The organism is Brevibacillus sp. SAFN-007a (assembly GCF_051967035.1).
Classification (GTDB): Bacteria; Bacillota; Bacilli; order Brevibacillales; family Brevibacillaceae; genus Brevibacillus.
Genome location: NZ_JBQCKK010000008.1, coordinates 49,027 through 67,948 on the forward strand (window position 1 = coordinate 49,027; position 18,922 = coordinate 67,948).

The following is an 18,922-nucleotide window of genomic DNA, read 5'->3' on the forward strand; positions in this document are numbered from 1 at the left end:
AATGAAAAACTTGAAAATAGCGTTATTTTTGTCGGGGCTGAGTGCGATCGGGTTTGTCGCGGCCACGCCTTACTTGCTCACCATGATCGGGGATGCGGTAGCCATGGTGCCGCTTCCGCTGCCTGCTGTGATCGCCTTGTTTGTCTTGCAGGGCAGCATTACGGCGTTTCTGCTTTCGTGGGCGGGCTTGACTTTGGCGGGCAAGGTTGGGCTGGATGCTCCGATCTTGCGGAAATGGTTGTATAAAACGGGCGGCGCATCGTTTAACCGGGAAGGAATCGTGCAAGCGGTCATCTTCGGGCTGCTCGGAACGCTGATGATCTATTTGCTGGAACGGCTGATTTTCCAACCGCTCATGCCGATTCTCGCGGAAAAGGCGCAAGAGTTGAATGCGCCGGTCTGGGCAGGCGTCCTGACCGCCATTCAGGGCGGGGTGTACGAGGAAGTCATGGTACGGCTGTTCATGATGACACTCGTCGTCTGGATTTTGAGCAAGCTGTTCGGGCGTCAGTCCTCTCCCAAGCCGTGGATGTACTGGATCGGAATTTTCGGCGCAGCCTTTTTATTCGGGCTTGGCCATCTTCCGGCAGCGTCTGCTTATTTTGGCGAGATCACTCCGCTCTTGTTTGTCCGGACCATCGCCTTGAACGGGGTGGCAGGCATTTTGTTTGGGTACCTCTACTGGAAGCGCGGGCTGGAATACGCGATGATTGCCCACGCGATTGGCGATATCCTGCTTCACGGCTTTTTGAGCTGAGGGGAGCAGGTTTTTTTTGTGGATATACTGGTAAAAAAAGGTGTTCGACCCAAAAAGGTAAGTCGCAGCGTATGCACCCTCGTCTCTATCCCGAGCTTTGAACTGCGCGTCCTGTTCCAATGCCCTTGTTCCGAAATGAAAAGGGACAACCGGAGGGAACAGCGCTTTTGGCGAAAAGAAAACCCCCTCCAGACAGAGGAAGCCAACCACAGTGGCGTGGCTGGCAGATCCATGTCTGCTTGGAGGGCGGGCTGTCACGGGCGCGTTTTCTTTTGTTTCCTGATGCTTGCCGCTGCGAGAGCGGTTACGAAACCTCTTTTTCCGTGATGATCGTTTCGCCGTCCTTGCCGAAAGCCGTGATGGAAAACATCTCGTTATGCTTGAGCGGCAGCTGCGCGTACCACAGGCGGAACGGGAACAACTCATGGTCGATAATTTCCACCTCAAGCGTTTTTCCGGTCTTTGCGTTGACGACGGTCAGGCTGTCGATTTCCGGATCGAGAATGACGCCAAACAACATCGGGAACGGGGAATCGAACGGGTTTTCTTTTCCGTTGGCAATATAGTGCGTGGAAAAGGCAGAGTCAGGCAGCGGAACTTCGGAAACAGCGGGGATAGTGTGACTGCCGCCATTTCCCCATTTCCAGCCAAGAATCGTTTTCTTGGCGAATTCGGCATCAATCGTTTGGCTATCCTCGCGAACGAGGAAGAACAACGTGCCTTTCTCTGTGCTGGCTTCATGAAAAATGGTGCCGATCTCTTCCCGTATGCTCTCAATCGCCTCAAGCGGAGTGGGAGAAGAATCGTCGGTCAGAACATAGCTGAAGCTGAAAAGGGTGAGCAGACACAAAAAGAGGACAATTCTTGTCATAGGGAACTCTCCTGTACGTGTTTTTCCATGACAGAAAGCTTTTGCTACAGTCTTATTTTACCAATAAATCATCATATAATCCATAACTTATATGTGAGGGCTGGCCGTGGGCGGAATGACGGTTCCTTTTCAGGCAAAATCCCCCTATAATAGAGAGGAAATGCTTGTACGAGGAGAAGTTTTCATGAGCGACAACCACGACCGGAAAACGAACAACAAATGGGTCATCCTGGGCTTTGTCGGCAGTGTACTGGCTTGTGCCGTCTCGATGGTACTGTTCATTTACGCCATGAGAAGCTGACTGGTGGGGACGCCAAAAACCGCTCCGGCGAGCGGTTTTGGCGGTTTTGCTTACGGGTGTATGCTTTTCAGCTTTGGCTCGATTTCATTCCATGACAGCTGATTGAAGTCAGCAAAGCCGGCCCCCTGCAAGGCGATGGTTTTGCCTTGATACAGCGGATACACGCCTTGCCACAGTCCTGTGAGGCTGTACAGCGAGGAACCCTTGACCTTGCGCAGAAATACGAGGTAGTTTCCTTCTGCAAGCGGCCCCGTGTACGTCAGGTTCAGCGGGCTGGAAGTGTCGGGGAGCGGCTCCACGCCCGAGCTGAGAATGGTCAGCAATCGTGGAGAGGCGCCCTTGAACACTTTTTTGACATGCAAAGTTTGCGTGTAATGCACGATCTTACCCTGGGGGATGCTGCGCCCCGTGGGATAAGATTGATGCGCGCTGTCCATCCAGCCGAGCACGATGAGGTCGCTTTGCCGGACAAGCTCTTTGGCGCTTGGGACAGGAGCGGTCGCAACCGGCAGATGGCCGATGTTTGGCTCGGCGGAAGCAGGCAGGATGACGGCGCACAGCAGGATGGTGAGAATCAGCAGACGGTATCGCATGGACGAATTTCCCCTCGCTCTTCGTAATCATGACGATAGTATGGTCGAGAGAGCGAAGATTCATCCTCTTGTTCCGATGATTCCGATTAGTAGGATTGGAATATTCCGAAAAGTCAAAATAGGTGCTATTATGGGGGCGTACTGTGGAATTGGCGCAAAACGTCAAGACTAGGACAAGGAGGGTGACATGAATCAGTTGGCTGGTTTTCGACGCGTCTGTACCTGCTTTTTTCTTTTCGTGCTTGTTTGGCAGCTAGCCGCTTTACCTGCATTTGCCCGCGAAGGCACCGCCACCAGGAATGCGCTCGCAGACCACATCGAAAGCTATTTGACCGACCTGAAGCGCGACGAGAACAGCAGGGGGCTGTACGCGGGGATTGCCGTTTACGATCTGACGGACAAAACGTATTTGTACCGGCACAACGCCGAACGCACCTACATCCCCGCCTCGAACATGAAGCTGTTTACCACGATTGCCGGACTGGATCAGCTTGGGCCGGACTACCAGTGGAAGACGGAACTTTTCTTGCAAGGAAAGGTACGGGCGGATGGCGTGCTGGAAGGCGACCTGGTATGGAAAGGCTACGGCGATCCGACCTTGACGCCGGCGGATATGCAACACCTGGCAAGCGTCTTGAAGCAGGCCGGAATCAAGCGGATCAGCGGCAATCTTCTGCTGGACGAAAGTGATTTCGATGATACGCGCCTTGGCGTCGGCTGGATGTGGGATGACGAGCCGTATGGCTACAGCGCCCAGCTGAGTGCGCTTTCCGTGCATAAAAATGCTGTCACGCTGACCGTTGCGCCGGGCAAGGCGGTGCATGCGGCACCGACAGTGGCGATGGAGCCGATGACTACATACGTAACCATACACAACCGCCTGCAAACGGTGGAAGGCGGCGAAACGGCGATTTCGCTTGAGCGGCCGCGGGGTACAAACGAGATTGTGCTGACCGGGACGATCGGGCTTGCGGCCAAACCGTACGAGGAAAATGTCTCATTGGAGGACCCGGCGCTGTTCGTCGGGGACGTCTGGAAGCAGCAATTGCTCGCACAGGGAATCGAACTGCGTCCGGGAGTAGAAGTGAAAAAGACGGTGCTGCAATCGGGGGTGCCTTTTTACACTCACCTCTCCCGGCCGCTCGGAGAGGTGATCGTGGAACTGAACAAGGAGAGCGACAACTTTTACGCCGAGATGCTGCTCAAGACGCTTGGCGCGAGGCAAAAAGGGGCGGGCACCTTCGAAGCCGGAAGCGAAGTGGTAGCAGATGTGGTGAAGCGCGCCGGTATCGCCACCGGCTATCGTCAGGTGGACGGCTCGGGTCTGTCGCGGTTGAACCTGGTTTCAGCCGAGCAGATCGTACAGCTGCTTGCGTTTGCGCAGCAAGAGAGCTACAGCGTGGAGCTGGAAAAATCGCTGCCTGTCGCGGGTAGCGACGGTACCTTGAAAAGCCGGATGCTGGGGACAGCCGCAGAGAAAAACCTCATCGCCAAGACAGGCTCGATGAGCGGCGTCAACAGCCTGTCCGGCTACGTCACGGCGCAAAACGGCCACAAGCTTGCTTTTTCCATCCTGATTAACGGCATCTACCAATCGAAGTACGCGCGCGACCTGCAAGACTACGTGGGCACGTTGCTCGCATCTTATCCGCAGCTCGCCGCCGTGCAAGAGTATCAGCAGGAAGCAAAAAAAACCTACGCGCTCTCCGTGCTGCTCGATCCGCTGTTCGAACAGCCGCAGGCAGTCGGCGTGACCGCAGGCGTCCTCGTCAAGTCGCTGGACAAAACGGGAGACGAAGCCATTTTGTACGAAAAGGAAGCCGACGCGCTGCTCACGCCCGCGTCCAACCTCAAGCTGCTGACGACGGCTGCGGCGCTTTCCCAGCTGGGAGAGGACTACACCTTCAAGACGGAGCTGTACGGGGATGCGCCCGTCGCCAAAAACGGCGTGCAGCGAGGCAATCTGTACGTCAAAGGCTACGGCGATCCATCTCTGCACACGGAAAACGCCCTGAAGGTGCAGGAAGGCGTCTCGATTGAAAAAATCGCCGCCTGGATCAACGAGCAGGGAGTCAAAGAGATTCAAGGAAACCTGGTGCTCGACGAAAGCTACTTCGATACGCAGCGGCTCGGTCTCGGCTGGGCTTGGGATGACGAGAGCTTCTCCTACAATCCGACGCTCGGCGCACTGGCCGTCAATCGCGGCACCGTCATGATCGCGTACGAGCCTGCGGCAAAAGCCGGGGAGCCCGTCTCGTTCAACCTGCTGCCGAAAACGTCCTACGTTGCCATCATCAACGAGGCGAAGACGGTGGCGCCAGACGAGGAAAACACGTTTGCCATCGTGCGCGACCGCGGGACGAATACGATTCGCCTGACGGGACATCTCCCGCTGGATCACCCCGGCGACTACGAGCGCGTACCTGTGGAAGATCCTGCCAAATACGTCGGAACGCTGCTGAAGGAAGCGCTGGAGAGCGAGGGCGTCCGCTTCGCTCCGGGCAGCGAGCTGCTCGTTTCGCCTGTGCCCCCTACAGCGGTCAAATGGAACGAATTTGCCTCGCAGCCGTTACCAGAAATCGTCTCGTACCTGAACAAGAAAAGCGACAACTTTTACGCGGAGATGCTCTTGAAAACGCTGGGTGCCGTGAAAAAAGGCGAGGGAAGCGCAGCGGCGGGAGCGAAAGTCGTCCAGGAAGCTGTAGCCGCGATGGGCGGCCAGACGAATTTTGACATGGTGGACGGTTCCGGGCTGACGCGCTACAACCTCATTTCGGTTCGCCACATCGTCACAGTGCTGGAAGGCATGGCGAAGCAGCCGGCTTTTTCCGCGTACGAGGCGTCCCTGCCTGTCGCGGGCGTGGACGGTACGCTGAAAAACCGTCTGGCGGAAACGGCCGCCGCCCATAGCCTGCACGCCAAAACCGGGTCGATGACAGGCATCAACAGCCTGTCCGGCTATCTTACGACGAAAAGCGGCGAGAGGCTGGTCATCTCGGTCATCTTCAACGGCTTCGTCGAGGATGAGGACTTTTTCCTCGAGCTGCAAGACCGGATCGTTTCGATTGTCGCCGCTTACGAATAAACGGTCCGTAAAAGCAGAGAAGCTCCTTTTGCCGCCAAAAGCGCAAGGGGGCTTCTTTTTTTCATCTGCCGCCGCGTCGAAAGGACGCCCGCCCGGCTCCCCGCTCCCGGGTCAATGCCTGTGACGGTCGCTGAGACGCCGACATATGTATATGCAGATCAGATCGATCGCAATCGGCATTCCATCCGGCAAAGAGCCGCCGTACTTGCTTGACATGGCAACGAGTGTCGAATCCATTCGCCAAATCAAGCGCGTCCCGACCGCTTCCGGTGTAGCGGAAATTTTGATTCCGGGAGAGCTCGAGCAGCGGAACATGACGGCCCGCAAGCAGGACGGCATTCCTTTGGGGCAAACGGCAGCGGAGGAGCTTGCCAAGCTGTGTTCCGCCTATGGAGTCGATCTGGCACAGGCAATCTGTACGTCGTGAGTCCGCCAGGTTGTCCGTGGTTTCCCGGACATTCTCCTGCACATAGACTGATGGCAGCGGTTGGAAAAGGAGGAAGATCCGATGCAACGCCACATGTGCAAAGGCAAAATTCACAGGGCGACGGTGACACAGGCGGAGCTGGACTACGTCGGAAGCATTACGATTGACATGGCCCTGATGAAAGCGGCCGATATCAAGCCCTACGAGATTGTGCAAATTACCAGCCTGCGTAATGCCACGCGCTGGAAAACATACGCCCTGCCGGCAGCAGAAGGCAGCGGGAAAATCTGCCTGAACGGCCCGCCTGCCCATTTGTTTTCGCCCGGCGACATGGTCATTATTTTAAGCATGGGGATGTACGAGGAGAACGAATGCGACCAGCTGGTGCCCAAGGTCGTGTTCGTGGATGAGCAAAATCGCATTACGAAAATCGAGGAGCATCATCTCATTACGAATGGAGAGACATTGCCATAAAAGCGCCAAACGTAGGAAAATGGGGCAAGCATCAGCACATGGTTCAGGATGAGCTGTTGCGGGAGCACCTGCCCAAAACCCGGTTGTTTTCTCCGGAGGGATTGTGGGAGTACGCGGAAAACTACAAACGCGTGATCAGCAGCTGCACGATCAGACTTTTTACAGACGCATTCTGTCCATGCGAAAACGATAGCGGATCATCGGGTGGGGGCAGGGCAGAGGGCGATAGATGGGGATGCCATCGTCGCCTGCTTGACCTGCTTGAGGGGGACAAGCAGCGAGGCCGGAGCGGGTACATCGCGAGCTGTCGCAATCCACTTGCTATTTCGAAAAAACAAGAAGCACTGGCGCATTCCATCAAAAGTTGATAGAATCCCTCTCATTATAGAGGGAGGTAGTGGGTTCGACCATGACAACAATGTCTAAGAAAGAATGGATGCTCGTTAGCTTTATGCTCTTCTCCATGTTTTTTGGAGCAGGCAATCTTATTTTTCCGCCTTATCTCGGCCAGGAGGCAGGCTCGCTCGTCTGGTTCTCGTTGCTCGGCTTTGTGTTATCGGCCGTCGGCTTGCCGATTCTCGGAGTGGTGGCGGTCGCAAAAGCTGGCAGCTTCCACAGCCTTGCGAGTCGGGTCCATCCCGTTTTTGCTCTTATTTTTCCCTTTTTGATTTACGTCTCTATCGGGCCGGCGCTCGCGATTCCGCGCGCGGGTAGCCTCGCGTTCGAGATGGGAGTGGCACCGTTTCTGCCGGAACAACTGGTTGCCTCCAAGTTCAGCCTGCTTGTGTACACGCTCGTCTTTTTCCTGATCGTCTTCTGGCTGAGCTTGTCTCCGTCCAAGCTGGTCGATCGCTTTGGAAAGCTGCTGACCCCTGTCTTGCTGGCGCTGATCGCCCTGATTTACGTGAAAAGCCTGGTGACGCCGCTTGGACCGATGGGAACTCCCACCGGGAAATACGGTACCAATCCGATTGTCCAAGGCTTTTTGGACGGGTATTTGACGATGGATGCGCTGGCTGCGCTCGTGTTTGGCATTGTCATCGCCAATACGCTGCGCGCCAAAGGAATGACGGACACGAAGATGCTGTCGGCGAGCATGATCCGTGCCGGGATCGGCGCCGGACTGTTGCTGACCGTCATCTACGTGATGCTGGGGATCATGGGAGCTTCCGCCGCTTCCCTGGGGAAAGCGGAAAATGGCGCGCAGCTGTTGGCGAGCATGATGAATCAGTTGTTCGGTGCGAGCGGAACGTTGATTCTCGGCGTCATTTTCACTGTCGCCTGCTTATGCGTATCCATTGGACTCGTCACCTCGTGCAGCCAATATTTTCACGGGCTGTTTGGCGGTTTGTCGTACAAAGGATGGGTGACGGTTCTCAGCGTGCTGAGCATGATCGTGGCGAACATGGGGCTGACCCAGATTTTGACCGTATCCGTACCCGTGCTGGGCGCGATTTATCCGGTTGCGATCATTCTGATTTTGCTGGCGCTGGTGGAGCGGTTCATTCCGGCTACGTCGCTGGTCTATAGCACGACGGTGGGGATCGTCTCCCTGTTCGGACTGGTCGATCTGGTCAATGTCTTGTTCCTCGCCCGCGCGTGGGATGGCGCATTGGCGGTCTTGCCGTTTTACAAGGAGGGCGCTGGCTGGGTGCTCCCTGCCGTGATCGCGGCCGCGGTCGGCATGGTGCTGGAAACGGGGAGAAGACAGGCAAGTCAGGTAAGAAACAGCTAGAAAAACCTCTTGAGGGAGTGGTGCATGGGCGGTTTTCGTCCTGGCCCACTCCCTCCTGTTTTTTTTATGTTGGAGAGGAACTGACCATCGTTTACAAAAACTCGGTTTGATGGTAAAATTCGAAAAAATGTAAACGCTTGCAAAATTCTGTTGAGGGGGGGCTATCGTGCGTACGAATGTCGGGGACTTCCTATATGAATGGCGGAACAAAAACGGCTTTTCGTTGGAAGAAGTAGCGAAGCTGTCGGGGGTCAATAAGCATGTTCTCGCGATGATTGAAGAGGGCGACACGAAAAGACCTACCTATGCGACCGTGAAGAAAATGGCGCAGGTGCCTGGTTTTCCTTACCCCTCACTCATTGGCTGCCTCCTGGAAACGGTGCAGAGCGGGGATACGTTACGGTTCATCCTGGAAGATGTGGTGAATAAAAACTACGAAAGTCTCGTAAGCAGAGTGGCGTATAAGTTTTTAGATTCCCCGCGGACGGACCCCTTTCTATCTGTAGACTACCTGTTGCAGTACACAAGAAGTGTCGAGAATGGCAGAATGAAGATGGTATTATTTGACACGATTATTTCCTTCACCCGAACCAGAGGAATTCCTTTTTACCTTGCCAAAGCGTTGTTGGAACGTTATCTGGCGGAGAGAGATGATTTTTCACGCTTGCGCGAAACCTACCAGAGAGGCAGTGAACTCCTGTTTTATAGCGAACATCTGAATGCCAGTGAATCCATCACGTTCTTTTACCGGATTGGTATCCATGCGTATGCGCTTAGGGAGTACGACAAGTGTATCTACCTGTGTAAAAAGGCATTGGAGAAAGACAGCTTCGATCACCCGCTAAGAGCCGAAGCGCTTTCTTCCATCGTGGCCTCGTACCTGAATATGGGGGATTCCATTTTAGCCGACTTCTACCTGCAGGAATACACCAGGAGCCGATATTCCGATTATAAAAAAGACCACGCAAGGGCGCTTCTTTTCCGTAACAATGGCGAGTACGATGCGGCTATCGAGATCTATAAAAGCCTGCTGGAGTCGTTGGATCGTGAACGAAGAATTACCATTCTCGTTGATCTGATAGAAGTGTATTTATCCGTGGGGAGAAGGGACGCGATTCGAGAGCTGATAGCGTCAGAGAATGACTATCTGCCTTCCGACAACGTGAACAACCCCAGAAGGATCGAAAAGCTGGCGAAGTATTATTATCTGAAAGGGGTATTCATGATTTCGGTAGATAGGCTGGAGGAAGGGGTAGACCATTATCTGCAAAGTGCGGCTTACTACGGAAAAATCGGGCAGAGTCACGAAACGATGCAGATCATCAGTGAAATATTGAAATCGTATCGGGATTCCGGGCAAAATATACCCTTGTATATACTGGAAAAAATGATAGAAATATGCAATAATAGTAAGAAGTAAAGGGAAAGGGTGGTGATTGGATTGAAAAAAGTCATGATCGCTCTTTATTGCTTGGCGTTTTTCGCAGGTGTCATTCATGTACCGAGTTCCGCTCCATCTTCCTATGTCGTGACGTCGATAGACCCCGAGTGGTAGGAACTATCCTTTTCATCATAATCCCGTTCGCAGCCAGACTTGCTAGGTTCATGCCTGGCGTCGAGGTGTAGTCGTCCATGCGCTTTGACGCAATCACGACGATGGCTGAACGGCTTGTGCTGTGTTGCATTCCCAAACGTCCGGTTGATCCGGGCGTTTTTTCTTTTTTCGCGAGCGGCTGACCAGTAGCCCGCGGTACAGGATAAAAGTGCCATGAATGGGGCACAATTTCCCTAACTCATTTCACAGCTTGCCTCAGCCGGGGTGAAGCGTGACGGCTTGGAATCAGGGGGTGGAGGTGTGAGCCGCAACGCGCGAAAGTGGTGGAGATCACACAAACAAAAGGTCCAGCAGCAGGCAGTCCCTTCCCATACGCCTTTATCCAAACAGCTGGCTCATAACGAACAGGAGTTGCGGAAGCTTTATGCCAATTGCTCCGATGTGATTTTTCGTCCGTTTCGCATCGGCGGATCGATCCGGGCACTTGCGATCTACCTGGAAGGTTTGACGAACCATGAGGAGCTGGAGCGCACCGTCTTGTCCGTGCTGATGCGGACGAAGCTGCCGAAGGATTCGGCGATCCCCAAGCTGCTGGACAATGTGGTGGCGGTCTCGAAATCCCATGAGCTTGCTACCTTTGAAGACTGCCTGGAATCGGTGGCAAACGGTTGCCCGATCCTGTTGATCGATCAGCAGGACCATGCGCTGTCTTTTGGCTTGGCGAGATGGGAAAAAAGGCAAATCGAAGAGCCGGTGGCCGAAGGAGTCGTTCGGGGGCCGCGCGAGGGATTCACAGAATCGCTTCAGGTCAACAAGGCGCTGCTTCGACGACTAATCAAGACACCGGCCTTGAAGATGGAGCAAATGCAGATCGGCGGGTACACGAAGACACCAGTCGCGATTGCCTATATAGACGGAATCGTGGACGGGGATCTGGTCACAGAAGTCAAAACGAGGCTGAACCGGATCGACATTGATGGCGTATTGGAGAGCGGATATATCGAGGAGCTGATCGAAGACCACCCCGCTTCGCCTTTTCCGCAAATTTTGACGACCGAGCGTCCGGATGTCACGTGCGGCAACTTGCTGGAAGGGCGAATCGCGATCCTTGTGGACGGCACGCCGTTTGTCATGAGTGCGCCGACGACGCTGTTCTCCCTGCTGCAATCCAGCGAGGACTATTACCAACGGTCCATGGCGAGTACCACGATTCGTTGGCTTCGCTATCTGTTCACGATTATTTCGTTTTTGTTGCCTTCGCTGTACGTTGCCCTAATTACGTATCACCACGAAATGGTGCCGACCTCTCTGTTAATCAGCATGGCGGCATCCCGCGAGCCTGTGCCTTTTCCGGCCCTGGTCGAAGCGCTCTTGATGGAGGTTACGTTTGAAGCGCTGCGGGAGGCTGGCGTCCGATTGCCCAAGCAGGTAGGCGCAGCAGTCAGCATCGTGGGCGCGCTGGTGATCGGGCAGGCCGCTGTACAGGCAGGGCTTGTTTCGGCGCCGATGGTCATTGTGGTCGCCATTACCGGGATTGCTTCGTTTATGATCCCGCACTACATCGCGGGTATCGCCATTCGCCTCCTGCGCTTTCCGATGATGTTTTTGGCAGGCTCGCTCGGGCTTTTGGGGATTATGCTCGGGATTATCGTAACGGTCATTCACTTGAGTACGATCCGGTCTCTGGGGGTTCCTTATTTGACGCCAGCCGCGCCGATGAAGTTCTCGGAATGGAAAGACACCTTGATTCGCGCGCCGTGGTGGATGATGGACACACGACCTCACTTGACTGGCGATTATCAAAAAAGAAGAGAGGGGCCTGACCAAAAGCCAGGCCCGGAAAAAGGGGGAGATCCTGCTTGAGATGGGCCCAGATTGTCGCAATGAGCGCATTCGCTTGTATGTTGTTCGCGATCGAATGGCCGCGACTGGCGCGCTTGCCGAGGCGGGACAAGGCGGCTTTCGTCATCCTGCTTGTTGTGGGCTGGGTCCTGTCCTTGATGGATTTGCGGAACCTGCCGGGACCCACCACTTTCATCAATGCGATTTTCAAGCCGCTGGGTCAATATTTGGAGTAAAAAAGGGTGGGGCGTTTGCTAGAACAGGGAAAAATCTCTTCCGATCAGATGGGTAAAATGGTTTTCTTGGCGATCGTTGCCTCGGCTGTGACCGCGGTTCCGAGCTATTCCGGCAAATACGCGCAAAACGACTTGTGGCTGTCGCCTCTCTGGGCTTCGCTGGTCGGATTTCTTACGGTGTACATCGCCTTTTCGCTGAACAGGCTGTATCCGAACAAGACGATTATTCAGTACAGCACGGACATCCTCGGCAAGGTTCCGGGAAAACTGTTCGGCCTGCTGCTCCTGTTTTTTTACCTTCACATCACCGGCCTGATCGCCCGAGGATATGCCGAGTTCATCATCGGGAACTTTTTGCCGCAAACGCCGATCAGCGTAGTGACGGTGACGATGATCGCCGTGTGCGCGTACGCCGTAAAGGCAGGGGTGGAGGTGATTGGCAGGACCGCGCAGTGCTTCTTCTTTCTCTTCCTGTTCCCGTTGGTCCTGATGCCGTTTTTGCTTCGGGACATGCATATCGAGTTTCTGTTCCCTATGTTTGAGCACGGCTTGCTGCCGTCGATGAAAGGGGCGCTGATTCCCCAAGGCTACTTCAGCGAAGCGTTCCTGATGGCGTTTTTGCTCCCGTATGTGACCGACCGGCACAAAGGTCTGCGCGCAGGTATGCTCCTCATCCTCGGGATCGCCCTGGTGCTGACTTGTATCAATTTTTTTATCCTGCTCGTCTTCGGGAAACAGGCTGCGGATTACCTGTACCCAGTCATGGTAGCCTTTCGTTACATCAGCATCGCGGAATTCTTTGAAAATCTGGACTCGGTGGTCATGACCGTCTGGATATTGGGGATGTTCGTCAAAATCAGCGTGTTTTACTACGCGATTGTGCTGGGAACGAGTCAGTGGCTGGAGCTGGCGGATTATCGCCCGTTGGTATTTCCGATCGGGATGCTCATTGTAGCACTCAGCTTCTGGTCACTGCCCAATCTATACGAGTCAGGCCGCTTCGACATTGTCGCGTTTCCGTTTTACGGACCGCTCATGCAGACGATTTGCCCGCTGCTATTATTAGCGATCGCTCTCGTGCGCCAAAAAGGCAAAAGGCAAAGCGAAGCTCCGACAGCGCAGGCGGCGTCCGGCAGTGTCCATTCCGAAAAGCAAGAAGGATGAGGAACCATGCTCGAAACGGGAAAAATATCAGCCTTGCAAATGGGGATGATGACGTATCCAGTCGTCGTGTCTACGGCGATGCTCGGCGGCCCAAGCATCATGGCACAGCGCGCGCAAAACGACTTGTGGCTCACTCCGCTCTGGGCTTCTCTCATCGGTTTTTTCAGCGTATGGATCGCGGTCCAGCTCAACAAGCGCTTCCCCGGCATGTCGATCATCGAGCATGCGCGCGAAATCACCGGAAAAGCTCCGGCTGCGGTCCTGGGCTTCCTGTATTTGTTCTTTTTGCTGCAAGTAAACGGCATCATTGTGCGGGAGTATGCGGATTTTATCGCCTATTTCTTGCAGGAAACCCCGCTGAGCCTGATCTCGTCTGCCCTGATCGTCGTCTGCTCGTTGGCGGTAAAAGGGGGGATCGAGGTGCTGGGACGGACAGCGCAAGTATTTTTCCCGGTGTTCATTTTCCCGCTGCTCATCATGATCGGCCTTGTTTTTCCCGCCTTGGACCCTGGCAACCTTTTTCCCGTCCTGGACAACGGGCTGCTGCCGTCCGTCAAAGGAGCGGTAACGCCGCTAGGCTGGTTCAGCGAAGTGTTTTTGATTTCCTACCTGCTGCCGTTTCTGTCTAACCGCAGCCAAGGCGCCAAGTCCGCCCTTTTGGTTGTGGCCGGAGCGATGCTGACGATGACGATTGTGAATGTGGTCACGTTGTTTTTAATGGGGGACGTGCTCGGCAACATCTTGTTTCCGATCATGGATACGGCCAGGTATGTGAACGTTGCCGGTTTTTTTGAGAATATGGAATCTGCCGTCATGGCGATTTGGGTCATTGGCGCCTTCGTCAAGGTCTCGGTGTTTTACTACGCCACGGTGCTCGGCACCGCCCAATGGCTGAGGCTGTCTTCGTACCAGCCGCTTATTTTGCCGATCGGGATTTTGATTGTGCTATTCAGCTTTTGGGGAATTCCGAGCTTCCCTCAGATGGGAGAAGTGACAGCGATCACGATTCCGGTCTTGCAGTCGCTGTTCTTTTGCTTCATTCCGGCAGGGCTGTTGGTCTGGGCCATCGTGCGCGGGAAGCGCAGCAAGACAGAGGAGGCAGAGTCAGGGTGAGGACGTGGGGAAGGTTGTTGATGGTTTGCGCTTGCTCCGTGCTGCTCGGTGGCTGCTGGGATCGGACGGAGATCAACGACCTGGCGATTATTACGGCGGCGGCTATCGACAAGGCGGAAGCGGGCGAGATTATGTTGAGCATCCAGGTATTTATCCCAAGAGCAGTCGGGGGAGGCGGGGTGGGTGGGCCGACAGGGAGCGCGGATCGCGATCTGACGACGGTTCTGAGTGGAAAAGGGGTCAATCTTGCCGACGCGATGTCCAAAGTCCAGGCCAAGCTTCCCCGTAAAGTGTTCTGGGGACATTGCAAAATTTACTTGTTTGGAGAAGAGGCAGCAAAGGAAGGGATTGCCGATCATATCGACTTTCTCGTCCGCCATCCCGAGCCGCGCAACCGCGCCTATCTGTACATATCCCGGGGAACAGCCGCACAGATTCTCGGAATCGAAAGCCTGCTGGAGCGCTCCACAGCGGAGACGCTGCGGGAATACGCGAGCCTGCACATCGGCATGGCCGTGACTTTGGTCGATTTTCGGAACATGCTCAATGGAGAAGCGCAGGCGGTCGCTCTTCCGTATATTCAACAAGGAAGCGAGCTGGAGGAGCAAAAGCAAATCCAGGAAAACTCGCTCTTGATGGGAACCGCCATCTTCCAAAGGGATAAAATGATCGGCACGCTGACGACAAAAGCAACAAGAGGCTTGCTCTGGTTGCGAAACGAGATGACGCGCGCCTCCGTCAGCGTCCGTATCGCGCAGGGACAAGGAATGGTATCTGTCGTACCGATTCGGGCTACAACGAAGCTGATTCCGACGATCGCGAACGGGAAGTGGTCCATCCTGGTCCGCATTGATACGGAGGGAGACATCGTCGAAAACGGCACACTGTTGAACATGATGGAACCAGAGAGCATCGCGCTTGTGGAGAAGGCGGTCGAAAACGAAATCCGGGCGCGGATCGAGTTGGCGTTGTTTTCGCTGCAAAAGGAGTTGCATGCGGATGTGAGCAACTTTGCCGCCGCTTTTCACCGGAAGTACCCGCAAAAGTGGGATGCCGTCAAGGCGAACTGGGACAGCCTCTACCCGCAGGTACAAGTGAGCACGAAGATTCACGTCGCTGTCCGCCGGCCCGGACTGATCTCGGAGTCGGCAGGACATCCGACAAGCCCCGATCCAAAGGAATAGCGTACGACAAGCTGCGGTAGCAAGCGCCCAAAAGGCGGCGAACCGCAAGCTCGCAGGAGGCGGATGAAATGAACGGGAGATGGATGGATTTTTTAATAGGCTCCTTTGTGGGAACGCTTGTTGCAGGCACGCTGTTTGCGCTGCTGGCGTTTTTCGCGTTTCGTCCCGCGGTACAGTGGCTGCTCGGGCGGTTTATGAAACGCTTGATGTCGGACCGCTATCCGGAAAATATTTTCGAGATGGTGTCGGCTTTAACCAAGGTCAGTCCGCGCTATGTGGTGGAAAACAGCTTGCGGGCAACGACCGGGCAAGCGATTGAACGGCCGTTTGGCAGCCCCCGCAAATTTCTCAACTTCGACGGTCTGATCTTTTCCCCCGCCCAGCTGGCCGTGCTGCCGACGAACGAGGATGCCGAGGTAGACATGAAGATCACGATTGGTCCGCAGGCAAAACGGCCGTTGCGTCTTGATATCCCCATTATGCCCGGGGCAATGGGCTTCGGGATTGGCATTAGCGAAAGTGTCAAGATCGCGATTGCAAAAGGATCGGCGGCTGCGGGCACCTTGAGCAATACCGGAGAAGGTCCGCTGTTGCCGGAGGAGCGAAAATACGCCAAGCATCTCATCATTCAATACAATTCCGGAACGTGGTCCAAGGAACCGGAGACGCTGCGCCAGGCAGATGCCATTGAAATTCATTTCGGACAGGGCGCCACGGCGGCAGCGGCCAGCTTTATCCCGGCTGAATACATTGCGGGCAAGGCCAGCAAGCTGATGGGGGTAGAGGGCGAGGAAATGGTCGTCATTCCTTCGCGTCAGCCCGAGGTCAACAGCCCGGAAGACTTGCGCAAGCTGGTCGACAAGCTTCGCACGATGACCGACGGGATTCCGATTGGCGTGAAAATCTGTGCCAGCGCCATATTGGAGCAGGATTTGGAAATCGCGATCCAGGCCGGCGTTGATTTCATCAGCATCGACGGGGGACAGGCAGGGACGAAGGGCGGACCGCCCATTTTGGAGGATGACTTCGGCTTGCCGACGATTTACGCCCTGTGCCGCGCCGTCCATTACTTGAGGGAGAGAGGGGTCAAGGACCGGATTACGCTTTTGTCCGGCGGCGGCTATACGACTCCCGGCGAGTGTCTGAAGGCACTTGCATTGGGAGCGGATGGCATTTTTATGGGGACGGCCATGCTGTGGGCAATGACCCACGATCAGGTGACAAAGTCCATTCCGTGGGAGCCTCCGACGGAACTGACGAATTACCCAGGGAAGCTGAAAGACAAATTCGACGGCGAGAAGGCTAGCAAGAACCTGACGAATTTTTTCCTCTCGTTTGTAGACGAAATGGAAATTGCCATTCTTGCCTTGGGAAAAACTTCTTTGCGCGAGGTGACAGCAGACGACCTCGTGGCGCTCGATGAGCTGACGAGCAAAGTGACGAAAGTACCGCTTGCGTTCCATGCTTCTGCGGAAAAGTGATCGGAACGTCCAGACGTTTTTCGCAAAAAAACATGACGATAGCTGGCGACGTTGGGGAGGGACTCGAATGAACCAGGGAATCATCCCGATCAGGGAAAAGCGACAACAGAAGGGCTGGAAGATGACACAGACCTGGGAGCATTTGCTGTTCGCCCACTGGGCCGTTTCGCCCGAGGCCGTACGCGGTCTGATTCCGGCAGGTCTGGAACTGGATACGTATGAGGGGCGTGCCTGGATCAGCGTCATTCCGTTTCTGCTCACCGGAGTCCGTCTCCGCCGCCTGTTTCCGGTCCCGTACGTCACGACCTTCCCCGAAATCAATGTGCGCACCTATGTGCGGGCAGGCTCTCAACCAGGCGTCTACTTTTTGTCGTTGGATACCTCCCATTTGCTTGTGACGAAAATAGCCGAGTCCTGGTACCGACTGCCCTATTATCATACGAGGATGGATTTTCGCGCCAACGCTGACCGCATTGATTTTCAGTCGGAGCGACGGTCGGCAGGGGCGGAGGCGGCTGCGTTTCGCGGCAGTTACCGGCCTGTGTCCGAACCTGCCCTCGCCCGCCAAGGGACCCTGGAACACTGGCTGACGGAGCGCTATACGTTTTTTTGCCAGTGCAAGCAAACTAGCGGACTGTATTCTGCCAACGTCTACCACGAGCCGTGGATGCTGCAAAGGGCGGAGGCGGATATCCGCGAAAACTCCATGCTGACACCGCTTTCGCTGTCCATAAGCGAGAAGCCTGATCTGCTGGTGTACGCTCGCGGGGTAGAGAGCTTCATCTGGCCGCTGGAGAGACTCTTGCTGTTCGAAGGGGAAAAAGGCCGATGAAGCGGCTCGCTTTTCTTCTAAGCCTGTGCGCGGGCTTGCTGGGCGGGTGCTGGGACCGTGTCGAGATCAACGATATCGCGCTCGTGACTGCTGCGGCGATCGACTGGTCATCGCCTGACGGTATCGAGCTGTCCATTCAAGTATTCATTCCGCGTTCGCTCAGCGAGGGGAACGAAACCAGGGAAGCGATGACGCTGATCCGCACGGCCAAAGGCGTCAATATTGCCGATGCGATGTCAAAAGTCCAGTTGAAAGTCCCCCGAAAAGTATTCTGGGGACATTGCAAGGTGTATATTTACGGGGAGGAGCTTGCCCGGCACGGCTTGAAAGAGTACGTCGACTATTACGCCCGCCAACCCGAGCCGCGCAACCGGGCCTATATGTATGTGAGCAAGGGGACGGCCCGCGAGATTCTGGAGATGATGCCGCCGCTCGAACGCTATTCCGCGGAAGTGGTCCGCAAGCTGTCAGACATGGATATCGGAATGGCAGTCACGGTGCTGGATTTGCAAAAAATGTTTGCCGCACACACAGATGCGGCTGCTTTGCCGATGATTGACAGGATGAAACCTCCGAAGAAACAACGTCCCCAACAGACGAACCCGTATGTGTCTGGCGCGGCCGTCTTTCGGGGGGGCAAGATGATTGCTACCTTGTCCGACCGGGCGACGAAAGGGGTTCTGTGGCTGCGGGATGACATCGCTAACCCGACGCTGACGATCAAGCTCAAGCAGGAGCAGGGATTCGTGTCGTTAAGCCCGATTCGGGAAAAGACCACACTGGTGCCTAAGATCGAAAACGGAAAATGGAAGATGCTCGTGAAAATCGACGCGGAGGGAGACATCGTCCAAAACGGCACCAGCCTCAATCTGAACCAGCCCCATCAGATCGCCATAGCGGAAGAAAGCATGCGCGAGGATATCGAAGCGAGGGTGCGGTTTGCGCTGAAAGAATTGCAAGAAGAGCTTCAGGTGGATATCGTGAATTTCGCCCGGCAGTTTCATCGCGCCTACCCGAAAGAATTTGCGGCTGTGCGAGCGAACTGGAACCAGGTATTTTCCGAAATCGAAGTGGAAATGAAAGTGAATGCTTCGATCAGACGGCCCGGCCTCATTGCTGTTCCTGCCGGACTTCCCCCCTCTGAGGTGAAGCCATGAGGAGAGGACATCCAACCGCTCATGGGGTAACCGACAGAAAAGAAACCAGGCTGATGCCGCAACTTGCCGGCATCAGCCTGGTTTTTTTTGGCAGGAGGGGTTGCCCGCAGCGGAG

Annotated in this window: 16 protein-coding genes; 14 read left to right on the top strand and 2 right to left on the bottom strand. The window is 55.1% G+C overall.

From position 1 onward, the window contains the following. Position 1 precedes the first annotated feature (1 nt). A complete protein-coding gene (locus ACTHO6_RS11290) occupies positions 2–757 on the top strand; it encodes a CPBP family intramembrane glutamic endopeptidase (RefSeq protein ID WP_440241647.1) in 756 nt (251 codons plus the stop codon). 304 nt (positions 758–1,061) lie between these two features. Here ACTHO6_RS11290 and ACTHO6_RS11295 read toward each other — a convergent pair whose 3' ends face one another. Both ACTHO6_RS11295 and ACTHO6_RS11300 read right to left on the bottom strand, forming a co-directional pair. Then, the gene (locus ACTHO6_RS11295; RefSeq protein WP_440241648.1) at positions 1,062–1,628 is read right to left on the bottom strand and encodes a hypothetical protein; all 567 of its coding nucleotides are present in this window, start codon (positions 1,626–1,628) and stop codon (positions 1,062–1,064) included. Between the two features lie 351 nt (positions 1,629–1,979). Further along, complete coding sequence (locus ACTHO6_RS11300) at positions 1,980–2,522, bottom strand: hypothetical protein (protein ID WP_440241649.1); 543 nt, start codon at positions 2,520–2,522, stop codon at positions 1,980–1,982. Between the two features lie 187 nt (positions 2,523–2,709). Here ACTHO6_RS11300 and dacB point away from each other — a divergent pair, with 187 nt between their 5' ends. The 13 genes from dacB to ACTHO6_RS11365 all read left to right on the top strand — a co-directional run bounded on the left by dacB (position 2,710) and on the right by ACTHO6_RS11365 (position 18,807). Further along, a complete protein-coding gene (gene dacB, locus ACTHO6_RS11305) occupies positions 2,710–5,607 on the top strand; it encodes a D-alanyl-D-alanine carboxypeptidase/D-alanyl-D-alanine endopeptidase (RefSeq protein WP_440241650.1) in 2,898 nt (965 codons plus the stop codon). A 145-nt stretch (positions 5,608–5,752) separates the two neighbouring features. Continuing rightward, a complete protein-coding gene (locus tag ACTHO6_RS11310; RefSeq protein WP_440241651.1) occupies positions 5,753–6,034 on the top strand; it encodes a hypothetical protein in 282 nt (93 codons plus the stop codon). Positions 6,035–6,115: 81 nt separating this feature from the next. Then, positions 6,116–6,508 carry an aspartate 1-decarboxylase gene (gene panD / locus ACTHO6_RS11315; RefSeq protein WP_440241652.1) on the top strand — a complete coding sequence of 131 codons (393 nt, stop codon included), beginning with the start codon at positions 6,116–6,118 and terminating at the stop codon, positions 6,506–6,508. Between the two features lie 409 nt (positions 6,509–6,917). Next, positions 6,918–8,243 (top strand): branched-chain amino acid transport system II carrier protein, encoded by a 1,326-nt coding sequence (brnQ, locus tag ACTHO6_RS11320; RefSeq protein ID WP_440241653.1) that lies wholly within the window; start codon positions 6,918–6,920, stop codon positions 8,241–8,243. Positions 8,244–8,409: 166 nt separating this feature from the next. After that, a complete protein-coding gene (locus ACTHO6_RS11325) occupies positions 8,410–9,663 on the top strand; it encodes a helix-turn-helix domain-containing protein (protein ID WP_440241654.1) in 1,254 nt (417 codons plus the stop codon). Positions 9,664–10,098: 435 nt separating this feature from the next. Beyond that, entirely contained in the window at positions 10,099–11,661 is a 1,563-nt protein-coding gene (locus tag ACTHO6_RS11330; protein ID WP_440241655.1) for a spore germination protein, read from the top strand. Further along, positions 11,658–11,876, top strand: coding sequence for a hypothetical protein (locus ACTHO6_RS11335; RefSeq protein WP_440241656.1), 219 nt, complete (start codon positions 11,658–11,660; stop codon positions 11,874–11,876). The genes ACTHO6_RS11330 and ACTHO6_RS11335 overlap by 4 nt, the downstream gene beginning before the upstream one ends. A 6-nt stretch (positions 11,877–11,882) precedes the next feature. Continuing rightward, the gene (locus tag ACTHO6_RS11340) at positions 11,883–13,040 is read left to right on the top strand and encodes a GerAB/ArcD/ProY family transporter (RefSeq protein WP_440241657.1); all 1,158 of its coding nucleotides are present in this window, start codon (positions 11,883–11,885) and stop codon (positions 13,038–13,040) included. A gap of 6 nt (positions 13,041–13,046) precedes the next feature. Further along, a complete protein-coding gene (locus ACTHO6_RS11345) occupies positions 13,047–14,153 on the top strand; it encodes a GerAB/ArcD/ProY family transporter (protein ID WP_440241658.1) in 1,107 nt (368 codons plus the stop codon). Then, positions 14,150–15,337 (top strand): Ger(x)C family spore germination protein, encoded by a 1,188-nt coding sequence (locus ACTHO6_RS11350; RefSeq protein ID WP_440241659.1) that lies wholly within the window; start codon positions 14,150–14,152, stop codon positions 15,335–15,337. The genes ACTHO6_RS11345 and ACTHO6_RS11350 overlap by 4 nt, the downstream gene beginning before the upstream one ends. Before the next feature lie 68 nt (positions 15,338–15,405). Continuing rightward, the gene (locus tag ACTHO6_RS11355; RefSeq protein ID WP_440241660.1) at positions 15,406–16,818 is read left to right on the top strand and encodes an FMN-binding glutamate synthase family protein; all 1,413 of its coding nucleotides are present in this window, start codon (positions 15,406–15,408) and stop codon (positions 16,816–16,818) included. A gap of 67 nt (positions 16,819–16,885) precedes the next feature. Beyond that, positions 16,886–17,650 (top strand): YqjF family protein, encoded by a 765-nt coding sequence (locus tag ACTHO6_RS11360; RefSeq protein ID WP_440241661.1) that lies wholly within the window; start codon positions 16,886–16,888, stop codon positions 17,648–17,650. Continuing rightward, entirely contained in the window at positions 17,647–18,807 is a 1,161-nt protein-coding gene (locus ACTHO6_RS11365; protein WP_440241662.1) for a Ger(x)C family spore germination protein, read from the top strand. Before ACTHO6_RS11360 ends, ACTHO6_RS11365 begins: the two co-directional genes overlap by 4 nt. Positions 18,808–18,922: the final 115 nt, after the last annotated feature.